The following is a 14649-nucleotide window of genomic DNA, read 5'->3' on the forward strand; positions in this document are numbered from 1 at the left end:
GGCCATGGAAGTGGATGGCAAGAACCTTCGTCGTGGCTGGACCACGGGAACCTGTGCGGCGGCGGCGAGCAAGGCGGCCTGTCTTGCTCTCATGTCCGGAAAATTCCCCGAGATGATCGAGGTGACGTTGCCCGGAGGGCAGACGCCATCCTTCGCGCTTGCCGTCGAAGAGACGGGCGAGGGATTTGCGAGAGCCGGGATCGTCAAGGATGCCGGCGATGACCCCGACGTCACGCACGGCGCGCTGATCAAGAGCACCGTGCGGCGCGGCGCGGCCGGCAGCGGCATCATTTTCAAGGCCGGCGAAGGCGTCGGCACCGTCACCCGTGCCGGCCTGCCCTTGCCCGTCGGCGAACCCGCCATCAATCCGGTGCCGCGCAAGATGATCGCCCAGGCAATCGCCGAGGTCGCCGGCGGTGAGACCGATTTCGAGGTGGAGATTTCCGTCGCCGATGGCGCGAAGATCGCCGAGAAGACGCTGAACGGCCGGCTCGGAATTTTGGGCGGCATCTCGATCCTCGGCACGACGGGGATCGTCATTCCCTTTTCCTGCTCGGCCTGGATCCACTCCATCTGGCGCGGCATCGATGTCGCGCGCGCCGCCGGCCTCACCCATGTGGCGGGCGCCACCGGCAACACGTCGGAAAAGGCGGTGCAGGCGCATCATGGATTGCACGAGATCGCGCTGATCGACATGGGGGATTTCGTCGGCGGCATGCTGAAATATCTGCGCGACCATCCGGTGCCGAAGGTGACGATCGCCGGTGGCGTCGCCAAGATGACCAAGCTCGCGCAGGGCATGCTCGACGTCCATTCCAAGCGCGGACTCGCCGATCTCGAGGCCCTGGCGAAGCTGGCGGGTGAAGCCGGGGCGAGCGACGAGCTTGCGGCGCAGATTGCCGCTGCGAACACCGTGTCGCAGGCATTCGCGCTCGCTGGCGAAAACGGCCTGGCATTGGGCGACCGGATCGCGGCGCTCGCCTGGAAGACCGCCGCCAAGGCGCTCAAGGATCCGCAGATCGCGCTGGAAATCCTGGTCTACGATCGCGAGGGCCGGTTGGTCGGCCGGACCGCGTTTACGCCGTCCGATCATTCGGAATCCTTATCGCCGGCCTGAGGCCAGCCGGGCCGGAAGCGGCGCACGTAATCGGCATTGTAGAGCTGGCTCTCGACGAAATCGGCAGCGCCCAGGCCCTTGCCGACGAAGATCAGCGCCGTGCGTTCGGCGGGTTCCGCCGCCAGCTTCGCTTCGATATCGGCAAGCGTGCCGCGGATGATCCTTTCTTCCGGCCAGGAGGCGCGCACAACGATTGCGACGGGGCAATCGGCGCCATAACACGGCGTCAGTTCCGCGACGATACGGTCGAGCGCGTGGATGGCGAGGTGGATCGCCAGCGTCGCGCCGGTCGCGCCGAAGGCCGCCAGCGTCTCGCCGTCCGGCATTTTCGAAGCGCGGCCGGAAACCCGGGTGAGGATCAGGCTCTGCGCCACTTCCGGAATGGTCAGCTCTCGCCGCAGAGCTGCAGCGGCGGCGGCAAAGGAGGGCACGCCGGGGGTCAACGTGTAGTCGATGCCATGCTTTTCCAGCCGGCGGATCTGTTCGGCAACCGCGCTCCAGACGGAAAGATCGCCGGAATGCAGCCGCGCGACATCCTTGCCGGCCTTGTGCGCGGCAACGTATTCTGCCTCGATCTCGTCGAGCGACAAAGAGCCGGTATCGACGATCCGTGCGTCCTTCGGGCAATAGTCGAGCAGTTCCTTCGGCATGATCGAGCCGGCATAAAGGCAGACCGGCGAGCGGGCGAGAATATCGCGGCCGCGCACGGTGATGAGGTCGGCGGCGCCCGGTCCGGCGCCGATGAAATGCACGGTCATGAATGGTCCTTCGAACGTGCCAGCGCGCAGGTGGCGCCATCGGCGATCAGGCGCGCGACAATCAGTTCCGAAGCCTCGCCGGCCGCCACCAGTGCTGCGGCTTCGGAAAGGCTTGGCGTCGCGGTTTGCGCAAGGCTGTGTTTCGAAACGGTTTTAGTGCGGGTTTCCGCCTGCTTCAGCGCCGCCTCATCAAGAATCTGCAAGGGCAAGCCCAGCCGTTCGGCGAGCTCGATCATTCCCGGCTCATGCCGCTTGATTTCGCCGGTCGCCAGCATGGAGACGGATTCACGCGGAATATTCGCCTCGACGCAGGCAGCCGTCAGCGCCGAAAGCAACGCTTCCGCCGATGTCCCTTTGCGGCAGCCGAGACCTGCGGCAATCATGGCTTCACTCCGGGTTTCGTCCAGCTCCATTGGGTAACCGGCATGGCCGGCTTCCAGCCCGACATGCTACCGATCGGGGCTGCGCGCGAAACCTCCATGCGGATCAGCTCACCGCCGAGTTTCGCATGCGCTGCCAGAAGGAGCGCCTCCATTTCGAGCGTCACGGCATTGGCGACCATCCGCCCGCCGGGCTTCAGCACATCCAGGGCCGTGTCGAAAACGCCGGGCTCGCTGCCGCCGCCGCCGATGAAGATCGCGTCCGGCTGCGGCAGATTGGCCAGAGCCACCGGCGCCTCGCCTTCGACGATGCGCAGGCCTGGCACGCCGAATGCCAAGGCGTTCCGCCCGATCCGTGCTGCCCGATTGGCGTTGGCTTCGATCGCAATGGCTTTCAGGGAAGGATCGGCCAGCATCCATTCGATGCCGATCGAACCGGAGCCGGCGCCGATATCCCACAGCAGTTCGCCGCGGTGCGGAGCCAGCGCCGAGAGCGTCAGCGCCCGGATTTCACGCTTGGTGATCTGCCCGTCATGTTCGAACAGCGTATCGTCCAACCCGACAGCGCGCGGAAGGATAAAGGCTCCCGCTTCAGCCTTTACCTCGATGGCGACGACATTCAGCACATCGATATCCGGTAGCGCGAACTCATCTGCCTGCTGCGAACGGATACGTTCCGCCGCGCCGCCCAGAGATTCCAGGACGGTTATCCGAGAAGGCCCGAAGCCGGTGCGGGACAAAAGCTCTGCCAGCGCCGCCGGCCCGTTCTCATCGGATGTCAGCGCGATGATCCGCCGACCCGGATGAAGCGACGGCCGAATGAGTTCGAGTGGCCGACCGTGCAATGACACCGTTTCGATGTCCTGCAGCGGCCAGCCAAGCCTTGAGGCGGCCAGAGAAAAGGCCGAGGGGGCAGGATAGGCGGTATATTCTTCAGGCGCGACATGGCGGGACAGCGTGACGCCGACGCCGAAGAAGAAGGGGTCGCCGGAGGCCAGCACGCAGACCTTCTGACCACGCAGCGCCACGACATCGCGCATCGCCGCGTCAAACGGGGTCGGCCACGGCCGGGCTTCGCCGGAGATCACGGAGGCTGCCAGTTCCAGATGTCGCCTGCCGCCGAAGACCACGGAAGCAGAAGCGATTGCCGCGCGGGCATTTTCGCCGAGGCCCGCAATCCCATCCTCGCCGATGCCGACGATGGACAGCCAGCGGCTTTGGTTTAAAGGTTTCCGAGCTGATTCAGGAGGCATCGTGCAACGTTCCATCCTCATTCTCGGCGGCACGGCGGAAGCCCGCGCGCTGGCCGGAAAGCTCGCCGGCGATCCACGGTTTACCGTCGAGCTGTCGCTTGCCGGCCGCACCCGCGCGCCGGCCGAGCAGCCCGTGCCAGTGCGTGTCGGCGGTTTCGGCGGCGCCGAGGGGCTCGCCGCTTACCTCAGGCAAAAAGACGTCTCGATCCTGATCGACGCGACGCATCCCTATGCGGCGCAGATTTCCAGCAATGCGGCCAAAGCTGCCGAGGTTTCCGGCATTCCGCTGGTCGCCTTGCGACGATCGCCCTGGCTGCGGCAGCCCGGTGATCGCTGGATCGAAGTCGATAGTGTCTCCGATGCGGTCTACGCCCTGGGAGCGTTCCCGCGAAAAGCTTTCCTGACGCTCGGACGGCAGGAGCTTCTGCCCTTCGAAGCCGCGCCGCAGCACGCCTATCTGGTCCGCAGCGTCGATCCGGTCGAACCGCCGCTTTCCGTTCCGAACGCGGTTTATCTGACCGCGCGCGGTCCCTTCGGGCAGGCGGACGAGTCCCGGCTTCTGAAGGATCATGGCATAGAGGTGATCGTCGCCAAGAACAGCGGCGGACCGGCGAGCTACGGCAAGATCGCTGCTGCGCGCGATCTCGGTATCGACGTCGTCCTGATCCGTCGTCCGGACCTGCCGGATGTGCCGTCCGTCGAGACCGTCGAGGAGATGGTCACCTGGCTTGATCATGCGCCGGTGCCCCTGAAATACCGCGGGGAATAGACGATCGGCCGCTGATTCTCCCGCTCGATCACCCGCGTTTCCGCGGTGCCCACGATCACGCAGGTCGCCATATCTGCCATATCGCTTCTTGCCTCTGACAACGGCACGACACGGATATCCTCATCCGGCCGGCCGGCCGCTCTGCCGAAGATCACGGGCACGGTGCCGGGCAGATGGACGCGCAGAATGTTAAAGGTCTCGCCGAGTAGATGCGGACGCGCCTTGCTGATCGGATTGTAGAAAGCCATCACGAAACCGGCCGTCGCCGCGGCGATCAGGCGTTTCTCGATCACATCCCAGGGCTTCAGATTGTTCGAAAGCGAGATGGCGCAGAAATCATGACCAAGCGGTGCGCCGGCCTTGGCCGCGACGGCCAGCATGGCGGTAATACCGGGAACGACCGAAAAATCGATTTCGCGCCAAGTGGCCGGGCCTTCGTCGATCGCCTCGCAGACCGCGGCAGCCATGGCGAACACGCCGGGGTCGCCGCCCGAGACGACACAGACCTTGCCTCCGCCCGCCGCCATTTCGAGCGCGGCGCGGGCGCGGGCCAGTTCCTCCCGGTTATCGGATGCGTGGCGCCGCTGGTCGGGGCGCAGATTCAAACGGTCGATATACGGAAAGTAGCCGAAAAAATCCTCAGCCGCAGTCACTGCGGCGGCGGCTTCCGGTGTCATCTGGTCCGGATTGCCGGGGCCGAGGCCGACGACGGTCAACGAACCCATTGTCATGGCCGCGTCTTCCAGCCGGGCACGAGGACAATCGAGAAATAGGGAGCCGGACTCTCGTCGCGCTCTTCCAGACGCTGCGCTGCGCCGTTCGCCATCGTGCCGCGCTCGACATAGAGCGCCCCGGACAGTTTGCCGACGGAGGCTAGCGCCCGGCGGATTTTTGGCAGGTTGCGGCCGACTTTCATGATCACCGCCCCGTCGGTATTTCCAAGCCGCTCCGCGAGCTTCTCCTCGGACAAGGTTCCCGGCAGCACGCTCAAAATATCGTCACCCTGGACGAGCGGCATCCCGGTCATCGACCAGCAGCCGGACATGGCTGTGACGCCGGCGACGACTTCCGCCTGGTAGCGGTTGGCGAGCCGCACATGCAGGTGCATGTAGGATCCGTAGAACAGCGGGTCGCCCTCGCTCAGCACGGCGACATTCTTGCCGGCATCGAGGAGCGTGGCGATGTCGTCTGCGGAGCGATCGAAGAAATCGGCGATCGGGCCGCGATAATCGGCCTCGTCCTTATGTGTCTCGACCGTGACCGGATAAACCAGCGGCAGTTCGAGCGTGCCCGGACGGATATGAGCCTCGACGATGGCGCGGCCGTTGCCGCTCGAGCCTCTCTTGCAGAAGAAGGCGATTACATCCGCTTCGTGGATGGCGCGTACCGCCTTCAGCGTCAGCAGTTCGGGGTCGCCGGGTCCGGTGCCGACGCCCGTGAGCTTGCCCTTGAGGAGTGCGGCGTTCACAGTCCTGCCCTCGCCAGCGCGTTGACGCAGGCAGCCGTCATCGCCGAGCCGCCCATGCGGCCGCGAACGATCGCGTAGGGAATGCCGAGCGTCGCTTCCATCAGCGCTTCCTTGGATTCCGCCGCACCGACGAAACCGACCGGCATGCCGATAATCGCGGCAGGACGCGGCGCACCGGCATCCAGCATTTCGAGCAGGCGGAACAGCGCGGTCGGCGCATTGCCGATCGCGACGACTGCGCCTTCCATCTCGTCCCAAAGATCCAGCGCGGCAGCCGAGCGGGTGTTGCCGATGGTCTTTGCCAGCTCGATCGTGCGGCCGTCGCGCAGCGTGCAGATCACCTGGTTGTGGGCCGGCAGGCGAGCGCGGGTAATGCCATGCGCCACCATCTCGGCATCGCAATAGATCGGCTTGCCGGCATGAAGCGCGCCGCGCGCCTGGGCCACGAAATCCTTGGAAAACCGGAAATGCTGAGCCGCCTCGACCAGTCCGCAGGCATGGATCATGCGCACCGCGATATCGGCCTGCTCTGACGAGAAGGGCGAGAGGTCCGCTTCCTCGCGGATGATGGCGAAGGATTTTTCGTAGATCGCGTCGCCTTCGCGGATGTAATCGTAACTGTTCATGGTCGTCCTGACATAACGGCTGCAGCAAGTCGGCGCGGTCCCAGACGGGCAAGGCAGGCTGCGGAATTTTCGCCGGCCTGCCGTTCGTTACGGACGAGTTCGGCGATGCGGCGAAGGGAGTTGTTGGTATCGGCAAAAGCGACCGAGGCAAAGGGCTCGTCGGACGCTTTTCCCTGGGCGATGAGCGAAAGACCGGCGGCCGTGCCGCAGAGTGCAAGCGCCGACGGCTGCGGATGGGCGCAGCCCTTGCGGCAGCCGGTCACGTGCAGCTTGAACGAACCGTCGAGCAGATCGCCACACTCTTCCGCCGTTTTGGCGGCGAGTTCCTGCGTGGCGATGGCCGCAGAATTGCAGGCCGGGCTTCCGGAGCAGGCGGCAATGGCCGAACGAGGATCGCTCGGCGAGGTGACGAAGCCGTTGCTGCCGGCAAAAACGGTCAGCGCTTTGCAGGCGGTTTGAGGGCCGAAAAACAGGAGCGAATGATCGAAGGCCGGTTTCAGCGACTGTATTCCCAGCCGCTCGGCCTCGTCGCAAAGGGCGATCAGGTCCTCGGCGTTTGCCTGACCGAAGGCCGGGCCGATACCTGCTGCAAAAAGGTAATCGGAAACGTGGAAGGTGCCGAAAGGGGAGGTAGGGCGGGTAGCAGTGTCGTTCTTCGCCAGTTCGACCGCGAGGTCGCGGCCCCGCGCCCTGGTCCCCATCACTGCAAGCTTGCGAAGCAGTTCCAGCGTCGCGGAGATTGCATCTGTTTCACGTAAAACATTGAAAATGCGGCCGGTTGCTTCCGTACCGCCCAGAAGCAATGTCCAGCGCGTGCCTTCCCCGGTGGAAACGGCAACGAGCCGGATATCGGCCAGTAGCTCCGAAAGCCGGAGCTGTCCGCCACCGTCAACTATCACCGACATCTTTGGAGCGAGGCCGACAATCTCGCGCGCGCCCTGGCGGATCGCCTCGGCGATCGGCCGCGGGTCGGCGATCTCGGTTCGGTCGATCCCGGCCAAGGGCGGAGTTTCGACGGCAAGTCCCTCGCGAAGCGGCAGGTTCAGTGCGCGGACATCGGCGTCGAGAAGGGGAGCAGAGGCCTCGCCCAGTCCCCGGATCTGAAGGTTGCCGCGGGCGGAAATATCGAGAACGCCGTTGCCGTGGCGCCGTGCCAGCCGGCAGAGTTCTGTCAGTTGGACCGGGGTGATCGCGTCGGTCAGCGCCACGCGGGCGAGAAGCCCGTCGCCGGTCATCATCGGGGCTGACAGGGCGGGGCAGGCGCCGCGGCGCATGTCCAGCGTGCTTCGATCGAGGGAGAGTGCCGTCATGCGACCTTCTCCCGGGTGAGCATTTCGAGCTCGGCATCCACGGCGTTGCGGCGGGGATGCCAGAGGCCGCGGCGAAGCGCGGAGCGGAACCGCTCGGCCATGAAGCGCGCGCCTTCGGGGTTCTGGCTCTGCAGGAACTCGCGGACCTTGTCGTCGCCGAGATAGGCGTCGTAGGTCGCCTCGATCAGCGATTGCGGGATGGCATGGGTGGTCTCGGCAAAACCGATAAGCCGGTCGACCGTCTCCACCAGTTCGGCGGCGCCGCGCGGGCCGTGGCGCATCTGGCCGGCGATGAAGCGCGGGTTGACGGCGCGGGCGCGCACCACGCGGGTTACCGCTTCGGAGATCGAGCGGGCGCGGGGTTTTTGCGGATCGGTCGTGTCGAGCGCGATTACATCCGCCTTGCCGCCGAGTGCCGCGACGGCCGCTGCAAAGCCTCCGATGAAGGCGACATCGGCCGAGCCGTCCAGCAGGTCGCGGCCGGGATCGTCGCCGGTATGGACGAGAAGATCGGCGGTCCCGATGCGGTTTGCGAACTGGCCGGGCACATGGCTGGCGTCTCCTTCGGCACCGCCAAAGGCATGGCTCGTGGCATCGAGATAGAGGCGGCCGAGCTCCTCGCGTTCCACCCAGGCGCCATCCGCAAGCTTTTCCTCGATGCCGGACCCGTAGGTGCCCGGTGCCGAGCCGAAGATGCGGGGCGGTACGTGTCCGAGCTTGCCTGCCTCTTCTGCAAGAGGGTTGTCGCCCGGCGCTTCCTCGCGAGCGGCGATGGCTCGCATCGCGGCATCGAGCAGGGCGATGAGAGCCGGAAACATGTCGCGGAACAGGCCCGAAATCCTCAGCGTCACATCGACGCGCGGGCGGCCAAGCGCTGCGGGCGGCAGGACTTCGATGCCAGTGACACGGCCGGTTGCCATGTCCTGAACCGGCCTTGCGCCCATCAGTGCCAGAACTTGGGCGACTTCTTCGCCGCCGCTGCGCAGGGAGGCACTGCCCCAGAGATCGAAGACGAGGCTTTCCGGCCAGTCGCCATGGTCCTGCAGATAACGCCGCAGGATTTCGTCGGCGGCACGTTTGCCGAGTTCGAAGGCAGTCGGCGTCGGCAGGGTGCGCGGGTCGCTGGCGAAAAGGTTGCGGCCGGTCGGCATCACGTCGCGGCGGCCGCGGGCGGGGGCACCGGACGGGCCCGGGCGGATGTGGTTGCCGTCCAGGGCGTCCAGCAGGGCCTGGCGTTCGGTTTCGGCGCTGCGGATCCGCAATGGGTCGTCATCGCCGGGCGCAGCCTGCCCGAAGACATGCTGGCCGTCCTTGATCGAAAAGTCCTTGAGGTCGCAGAGAAAGGCGTCGATACGGGTCAGCGCCGTATCCGGATCGTCATTGTTCGAAACGCCGGCCTCGCCCGCCAGGCCGGTATCGCGGGCGGTCTCGACGATCAGCTTGGCCAGCCGGTCGCGGCGGCGGCGATCGAGCCCGTCGGCCTGCGCATATTCATCGACCAGCAGTTCCAGCTTCTTCTGTTCGTCGGAAAGACCGGCACCGGCCAGGACCGGCGGCAGGTGGCCGATGGTGACGGCGGCGATCCGTCGTTTGGCGACCGCGGCCTCGCCCGGATTGGAAACGATGAAGGGATAGATGACCGGCAGGCCGCCGGTGACGATCTCGGGGAAGCAGTCCTTCGACAAAGCCACGGTGTTGCCCGGCAGCCATTCGAGCGTCCCGTGCGCACCGACATGGACGATCGCATGCGCACCAAGCGTCTCGCGCATCCATTGGCCGAAGGCGATCAGTGCGTGGCGCGGGGGAAGGTCCGGGCTATGATAATCGGTGCGGCGGTCGGCATTGCGGCCGCGATCGGGCGCGAGCGCGACGGTGATATTGCCGAAGCTTGCGGCGCGGAAACGGAAAGCGCCGTCTTCCATGTCTTCATCGGTTTCCGGAGCACCCCAAGCCGCCTCCGCCACAGGCACGGAGCTGTAGGCTGCGAGCATATGGGTAGCGGATTTTGCAATCATGTGATCGAGAAGGTCACGCGGCGTCTCAGGGATATCCGAAACATTGTAGCCGGCTAATGATAACTCGCGCATCATCCCGAGTACGGTTTGCGGCACGTCCAGACCGACCGCATATCCGGTGCGCCCCGATGCGCTCGGGTAGTCCGGCATCAGGATCACGATCTTGCGTTCGGCGCGCGGCGCGGCTTTCAAGCGAAGGAAGGCGGCAAGGCGGTCGGCGACCTGCTCGATCCGGTCCGGTTCCGGCCGGTTGACGAGGTTGGCGGAGCTTTCTCCTGCCTTGAAGGAGATCGCGCCGGCTAGAATACGTCCGTCAAGCTCGGGCAGGACGACATGCATGGCGAGGTCGGCGGGGTTGAGGCCGCGCCGGTTCTCCGCCCAGCCCTCGCGGCGGGTGGTGGCGACGACGATCTGGAACACCGGTACGCCGCTGCGGTCGAAGATCGTTTCGCCGTTCTCGTCCGTGCCGCTGGCAAAGGCGGTGGTCGAAAGGATCGCCGCGGGCTTGAGATCCGAGATCGCCTGTTCGACGAAGGCGACGGCGTCGGCATCCTTCAGGCCGGAGACGAAGATCGGCAGGGGAGCGAAGCCACGTTTCACAAGCGCTTCGAACAGCGCGTCGATCGGTGCGGCATCATTGGCCAGCAGCATGGAGCGGTAGAACAGGATCGGCAGGCGTGCTGCATCCGGCGCAAGGCCGGCAAGAAGGTCATCGGCTTCGACGATACCCGTTCCCGGCTTGTAGTAGCCGGCCTTCGGCATCGGTGCTGCCTGGGGCAGAGATTCCGCTCTTCCCTCGGCCAGCGTGGTGAGCAGTTTCGCCAGAAGCCGCATATTGTCCGGCCCGCCTTCGCGGAAGCAGGCCAGTATGCCGGCGAGCTGGTTTTCCGAAACCGTCGAGGCCGCGGCGAGCCGTTCGTCGCGGATGCTGCATTCGCCGGGCAGCAGCGCCAGCGCGATCTTCCTGGAGCGCGCCAGCCGCGAAAGCTCCTCGACGCCGTAGGACCAGCGATCGTAACCGCCGAGAATGCGCACGAGGACAATTTTGGCATGGGCCGCCGTCTTCTCGATCCAGAGATCGACGGACATCGGATGCCGCAGGTCGGACAGGCTGGTGAGCTGGAGGCTCGGCAAATTCGGGCTCCAGGCGGCGGAAATGCCGTTCAGGTCGCTGCCGGAAAAGGACAGCACCACCACATCGGCCGGCGACTGGTTGAGGTCGACCGGTTCGATCAGGTCGTCGAGCGACGACGATGTGGTGGCGAGTATGTGCATCCTTCCCTCGGGCCTTCTTATGCGGCCAGCATCCTTTCGATCGCGGCGCGGTCGATGCCTTTTTCGCCGATCACGACAAGGCGGCTTGTCCGCGCTTCGCCGGGTGCCCAGGCGCGGTCGAAATAATGGTTCACGCGCGATCCTACCGCCTGAACCTGCAGGCGCATCGGCTTGTTCGCGACTTCCACGAAGCCTTTTATGCGCAGCACGTTTTCGGCCTCCGCCGTCGCAGAAATGCGGGTGGCGAGCTGTTCGGCGTCGGTGACTGCGGCCAGATCGACGACGAAACTGTCGAAATCGTCGTGATCGTGGTCCAGTTCGTCGTCGTGATGGGTCTTGCGGTTTTCGATATCGTCCTCGACGGCGAGGCCGAGACCGATCAGCACGGCCGGATCGATGGCGCCATTGGCCGCCGAGACGATTTTCACGGCACGGGGCAGATGGGCGGACACACGATCCCGGGCGACCGCGAGGCCGGCGGCATCCAGGAGGTCGCTCTTGGTGAGCACGATCATGTCGGCGCAGGCCACCTGGTCCTCGAACACTTCCTCGACCGGATCGTCATGGTCGATCGAGCCGTCCGCGTCGCGTTGGGCTTCCAGCGCCTCGTGATCGTCGGCAACACGACCCTCGGCGAGCGCCAGCCCGTCGACCACGGCGATCACGGCGTCAACTGTCACGCGCGCTTTCACATCCGGCCACTGGAAGGCCTGGACGAGGGGTTTCGGCAGCGCGAGGCCGGAGGTCTCGATGAGGATGTGGTCGACGCGAGGCTCGATGGCCAGGATACGGTCGATCGCCGGCACGAAATCGTCCGCCACGGTGCAGCAGATGCAGCCGTTGGCAAGCTCGATGATGTTGTCTTCCGGGCAGCTTTCGATGCCGCAGCCCTTCAGCACGTCGCCGTCGATGCCGACATCGCCGAATTCGTTGACGATGATCGCCAGCCGCTTGCCTTTCAGGTTTTCGATCAGGTTGCGGATCAGCGTGGTCTTGCCGGCGCCTAAGAACCCGGTAACGACGGTGCAGGGAACGCGGTCGAACGAAACGCTCATGATGGCATGTCCTCGTGATGATGGAATGGGGGAATACGGGCCGTCATGCCCTTGCCGCGCAGGCAGGTCGGGCGGCCGCGAAGGGGAAGGAAACCGCGCTCGTCCTCGGCCAGCATCATCGCGCCGGTAACGATGTCCTCGACATTGTCGAGCGAGAGATGGCCGAAGACATAGGACCAGCCGCTCTTGTGGTTGAAGGCGGCACTCGGGCTTTTTTCGCAATTGGCAAGGCAGGTGACGGGCTTGACCGCGAGCGGTTTGCCGCTTGCGGCTTCACGTAGCGCCGCGATCAGCGCGATGCCCGGCCGGATTTCGCTGTCGGACGCGTCACGGCAATTGGTGCAGACGAAAATCGTCACATCTGCCGGGCCGGCGGTTGCCGGATCATCTGGTCGGTGGTCACTCATCGGTCAGCCGCGTTCCCGCCGGGGTCGAAAAATCGGGGCGCGGAGCAGAAGGTCGAAATCCCTCTGCGGTGATCGAGAAACTTCCTCCGGAGCACCCCGCCCGGTGAAGCAAACATGTCGGACGGCAGGTCTCCTGGCTCGCGGGTCGTCACCATTTGCCTGCCTTCCCGGTTTCCCAGTGGCTTGACGGCCGAACGGCCGTTTTAGGCAATGGCTCGCCGCCTACAGTTGCGGGGGCAGCCGCGGCATTGATCCTGAAAAAGGGATCGCACCGCATTCTCTCTTAGCCCTCCCCGTTGCCGGAAAGGGACCATCTGGTTCCAAGTAAGCCCGGTCGCACACCCATGTCAATGCGTCGCAAAGGCGATTGCCGTGAGGCCGAATTCGTCTATAGTGACCGAGCCTATGGTGCCCGAGAGGGTTTAGAGGGAATACGGTGCGACGAATTCTGTCGTCAAACCCGTGGCTGCCCCCGCAACTGTAAGCGGAAAGTCTTCGCCCAAAACGGCCGTTTGGCCGTCAAGCCACTGGGAAATCCGGCCAACGGACTCCTGGGAAGGCGGGAGAAGGCGTCCGATCCGCGAGCCAGGAGACCTGCCAGAGGCGGCAAAGAACGTGAACGGCCCTCGGGTGGAGGGCGAAAGGACGAGACCATGGTAACGAATTCTGCGGCAGCTGCAGTCAGCCTCTCCGCTTCGAAGATCATCCCCCTCAGCATGACGGCCCTGCTCGGCCTGTTCATCGTCGGTTTTGTCGGCTTCTCGCATCTGGAAGTCGTCCACAATGCCGCGCATGACACGCGCCACTCGCTCGCGTTCCCCTGCCACTGAGGAGTTCTGCCAAATGTCGTTGTTTCGCAACATCGTCTTCACGGCGGTGATCGCCGGGCTTTTGTCCGGATTGCTGCTGACCGTGATGCAGAGCTTTTCCACCGTGCCGCTGATCCTGCAGGCGGAAGTGTTCGAAAATGCCGCGCCCGAGGCGGGCCACAGCCATGATGCTGCACCTGCCGCAAGTGCCACGGCATCCCCCGCCGAGCATCACCACGGCGAAGAAGCCTGGGCTCCCGCCGACGGTTTCGAGCGTTTCATCTATACTGCCGCCGCCGACATGCTGTCGGCCATCGGCTTCGCCCTTGTCCTCGTTGCTGCCTCGGAAGCGTTCGGGGGCTTCAAGGGTTGGCGCGGTGGCCTGATGTTCGGCATTGCCGGCTTCCTCGCCGTCATCCTCGCGCCCGGCCTCGGCTTGCCGCCGGAACTGCCCGGCATGCCGGCCGCGGAACTCGGTCCGCGCCAGATCTGGTGGGTCTCGACGGCCGTCTGCACGGCAATCGGTCTCGGCCTGCTCGCCTATACCCGCTCGGCCGTGTTCGCAGCGCTTGCCGTCGTGCTCCTGATCGCTCCGCACCTGGTCGGCGCGCCGCTGCCGCCAAGCCATGGAACGGCGGTCCCGATGGATCTCCATGCCCGCTTCGTCAACGCCGTCTATGCCACCAACCTGGTGTTCTGGGCCGTGCTGGGTGCGCTTGCCGGGATCATCCGCGAACGATTCCGGGCAGGCGAGGAAGTTTCTGCCGGATCTTCGGCGAAGCTTGCTTCCCGATGAAGGAGATCGACGAGGCGTCCGTCGAGCGTCACCGCGCCAAGATGGCGAACCGCAAGGCGGTGCAGGATGCGGAAGTGGCCGAGAAGACCCAGGAAAAGGGCCTTCTGATCGTCCATACCGGGCCCGGCAAGGGCAAATCCACAGCCGCCTTCGGCCTGGCGCTGCGCATGCTCGGCAACAACCGCCGGGTGGGCGTCGTGCAGTTCATCAAGGGCGCCTGGTCGACCGGGGAGCAGCCGGCGCTTGCCGTCTTCGGTGACCGCGTCGTCTGGCACACGATGGGCGAGGGTTTTACCTGGGAAACCCAGGACCTGAAGCGCGACGTCGCCGCGGCTGAAAAGGCCTGGGAAAAGGCGCTGGAGCTGATGGCGGACGAGACGATCGGGCTCGTCATCCTCGACGAACTCAACATCGCGCTTCGTTATGATTACCTCGATCTCGACAAGATCGTCGCCGCGCTACAGGCACGGCGGCCGGATCTGCATGTGGTCGTCACCGGCCGCAACGCCAAGCCGGCGCTGATCGAGGCCGCCGACATGGTGACCGAGATGTCGTTGGTCAAACACCACTTCAAGGCGGGCGTGAAGGCCCAGGCCGGCATCGAGTTTTAA

The 14649-nt window shown here is 65.1% G+C and carries 15 protein-coding genes and 2 riboswitches; of the genes, 5 read left to right on the top strand and 10 right to left on the bottom strand.

From position 1 onward, the window contains the following. Nucleotides 1–4 precede the first annotated feature (4 nt). Nucleotides 5–1117 (top strand): cobalt-precorrin-5B (C(1))-methyltransferase, encoded by a 1113-nt coding sequence (locus GQ59_RS27645; RefSeq protein ID WP_037087531.1) that lies wholly within the window; start codon nucleotides 5–7, stop codon nucleotides 1115–1117. Here the strand turns inward: GQ59_RS27645 and cobM are convergent. Genes cobM through GQ59_RS27660 form a run of 3 tightly spaced genes read right to left on the bottom strand, consistent with a single transcriptional unit; the run spans nucleotide 1090 to nucleotide 3508 of the window. Next, nucleotides 1090–1875, bottom strand: a complete 786-nt coding sequence (cobM, locus tag GQ59_RS27650) for a precorrin-4 C(11)-methyltransferase (RefSeq protein WP_037087534.1) — start codon at nucleotides 1873–1875, stop codon at nucleotides 1090–1092. The two genes, GQ59_RS27645 and cobM, sit on opposite strands and share 28 nt — an antisense overlap. After that, complete coding sequence (locus GQ59_RS27655) at nucleotides 1872–2258, bottom strand: cobalamin biosynthesis protein (RefSeq protein ID WP_037087536.1); 387 nt, start codon at nucleotides 2256–2258, stop codon at nucleotides 1872–1874. The genes cobM and GQ59_RS27655 overlap by 4 nt, the downstream gene beginning before the upstream one ends. Then, nucleotides 2255–3508 carry a bifunctional cobalt-precorrin-7 (C(5))-methyltransferase/cobalt-precorrin-6B (C(15))-methyltransferase gene (locus GQ59_RS27660; RefSeq protein ID WP_037087538.1) on the bottom strand — a complete coding sequence of 418 codons (1254 nt, stop codon included), beginning with the start codon at nucleotides 3506–3508 and terminating at the stop codon, nucleotides 2255–2257. The genes GQ59_RS27655 and GQ59_RS27660 overlap by 4 nt, the downstream gene beginning before the upstream one ends. Nucleotide 3509: 1 nt before the next feature. Between GQ59_RS27660 and GQ59_RS27665 the strand changes: the two genes are divergently transcribed. Next, the gene (locus GQ59_RS27665) at nucleotides 3510–4277 is read left to right on the top strand and encodes a cobalt-precorrin-6A reductase (RefSeq protein ID WP_037087540.1); all 768 of its coding nucleotides are present in this window, start codon (nucleotides 3510–3512) and stop codon (nucleotides 4275–4277) included. Here the strand turns inward: GQ59_RS27665 and GQ59_RS27670 are convergent. The 7 genes from GQ59_RS27670 to GQ59_RS27700 are packed head-to-tail and all read right to left on the bottom strand — an operon-like array spanning nucleotide 4241 to nucleotide 12433. Beyond that, complete coding sequence (locus GQ59_RS27670; protein ID WP_037087543.1) at nucleotides 4241–5008, bottom strand: precorrin-3B C(17)-methyltransferase; 768 nt, start codon at nucleotides 5006–5008, stop codon at nucleotides 4241–4243. The two genes, GQ59_RS27665 and GQ59_RS27670, sit on opposite strands and share 37 nt — an antisense overlap. Continuing rightward, a complete protein-coding gene (locus tag GQ59_RS27675; RefSeq protein ID WP_037087544.1) occupies nucleotides 5005–5745 on the bottom strand; it encodes a precorrin-2 C(20)-methyltransferase in 741 nt (246 codons plus the stop codon). The genes GQ59_RS27670 and GQ59_RS27675 overlap by 4 nt, the downstream gene beginning before the upstream one ends. Further along, nucleotides 5742–6371 carry a precorrin-8X methylmutase gene (locus GQ59_RS27680; protein ID WP_037087545.1) on the bottom strand — a complete coding sequence of 210 codons (630 nt, stop codon included), beginning with the start codon at nucleotides 6369–6371 and terminating at the stop codon, nucleotides 5742–5744. Before GQ59_RS27680 ends, GQ59_RS27675 begins: the two co-directional genes overlap by 4 nt. Then, nucleotides 6368–7681: a precorrin-3B synthase gene (cobG, locus tag GQ59_RS27685; RefSeq protein ID WP_051904236.1), complete on the bottom strand. Its 1314-nt coding sequence runs from the start codon at nucleotides 7679–7681 to the stop codon at nucleotides 6368–6370. The genes GQ59_RS27680 and cobG overlap by 4 nt, the downstream gene beginning before the upstream one ends. Then, the gene (gene cobN, locus GQ59_RS27690; protein WP_037087547.1) at nucleotides 7678–10971 is read right to left on the bottom strand and encodes a cobaltochelatase subunit CobN; all 3294 of its coding nucleotides are present in this window, start codon (nucleotides 10969–10971) and stop codon (nucleotides 7678–7680) included. The genes cobG and cobN overlap by 4 nt, the downstream gene beginning before the upstream one ends. Before the next feature lie 17 nt (nucleotides 10972–10988). Beyond that, entirely contained in the window at nucleotides 10989–12026 is a 1038-nt protein-coding gene (gene cobW, locus GQ59_RS27695) for a cobalamin biosynthesis protein CobW (RefSeq protein ID WP_037087549.1), read from the bottom strand. Then, a complete protein-coding gene (locus tag GQ59_RS27700) occupies nucleotides 12023–12433 on the bottom strand; it encodes a DUF1636 family protein (protein ID WP_037087552.1) in 411 nt (136 codons plus the stop codon). The genes cobW and GQ59_RS27700 overlap by 4 nt, the downstream gene beginning before the upstream one ends. A 106-nt stretch (nucleotides 12434–12539) precedes the next feature. Continuing rightward, a riboswitch (cobalamin riboswitch) is annotated at nucleotides 12540–12763 on the bottom strand. Between the two features lie 59 nt (nucleotides 12764–12822). Beyond that, a riboswitch (cobalamin riboswitch) is annotated at nucleotides 12823–13049 on the top strand. 37 nt (nucleotides 13050–13086) lie between these two features. Here GQ59_RS27700 and GQ59_RS27705 point away from each other — a divergent pair. Genes GQ59_RS27705 through cobO form a run of 3 tightly spaced genes read left to right on the top strand, consistent with a single transcriptional unit; the run spans nucleotide 13087 to nucleotide 14649 of the window. Further along, entirely contained in the window at nucleotides 13087–13263 is a 177-nt protein-coding gene (locus tag GQ59_RS27705) for a CbtB domain-containing protein (protein ID WP_037087553.1), read from the top strand. A gap of 13 nt (nucleotides 13264–13276) precedes the next feature. Further along, entirely contained in the window at nucleotides 13277–14038 is a 762-nt protein-coding gene (locus GQ59_RS27710) for a CbtA family protein (RefSeq protein WP_037087555.1), read from the top strand. Next, entirely contained in the window at nucleotides 14035–14649 is a 615-nt protein-coding gene (cobO, locus tag GQ59_RS27715; protein ID WP_037087557.1) for a cob(I)yrinic acid a,c-diamide adenosyltransferase, read from the top strand. Before GQ59_RS27710 ends, cobO begins: the two co-directional genes overlap by 4 nt.

Origin of the sequence: Neorhizobium vignae, assembly GCF_000732195.1 — a bacterium.
Taxonomy (GTDB): Bacteria; Pseudomonadota; Alphaproteobacteria; order Rhizobiales; family Rhizobiaceae; genus Neorhizobium; species Neorhizobium vignae.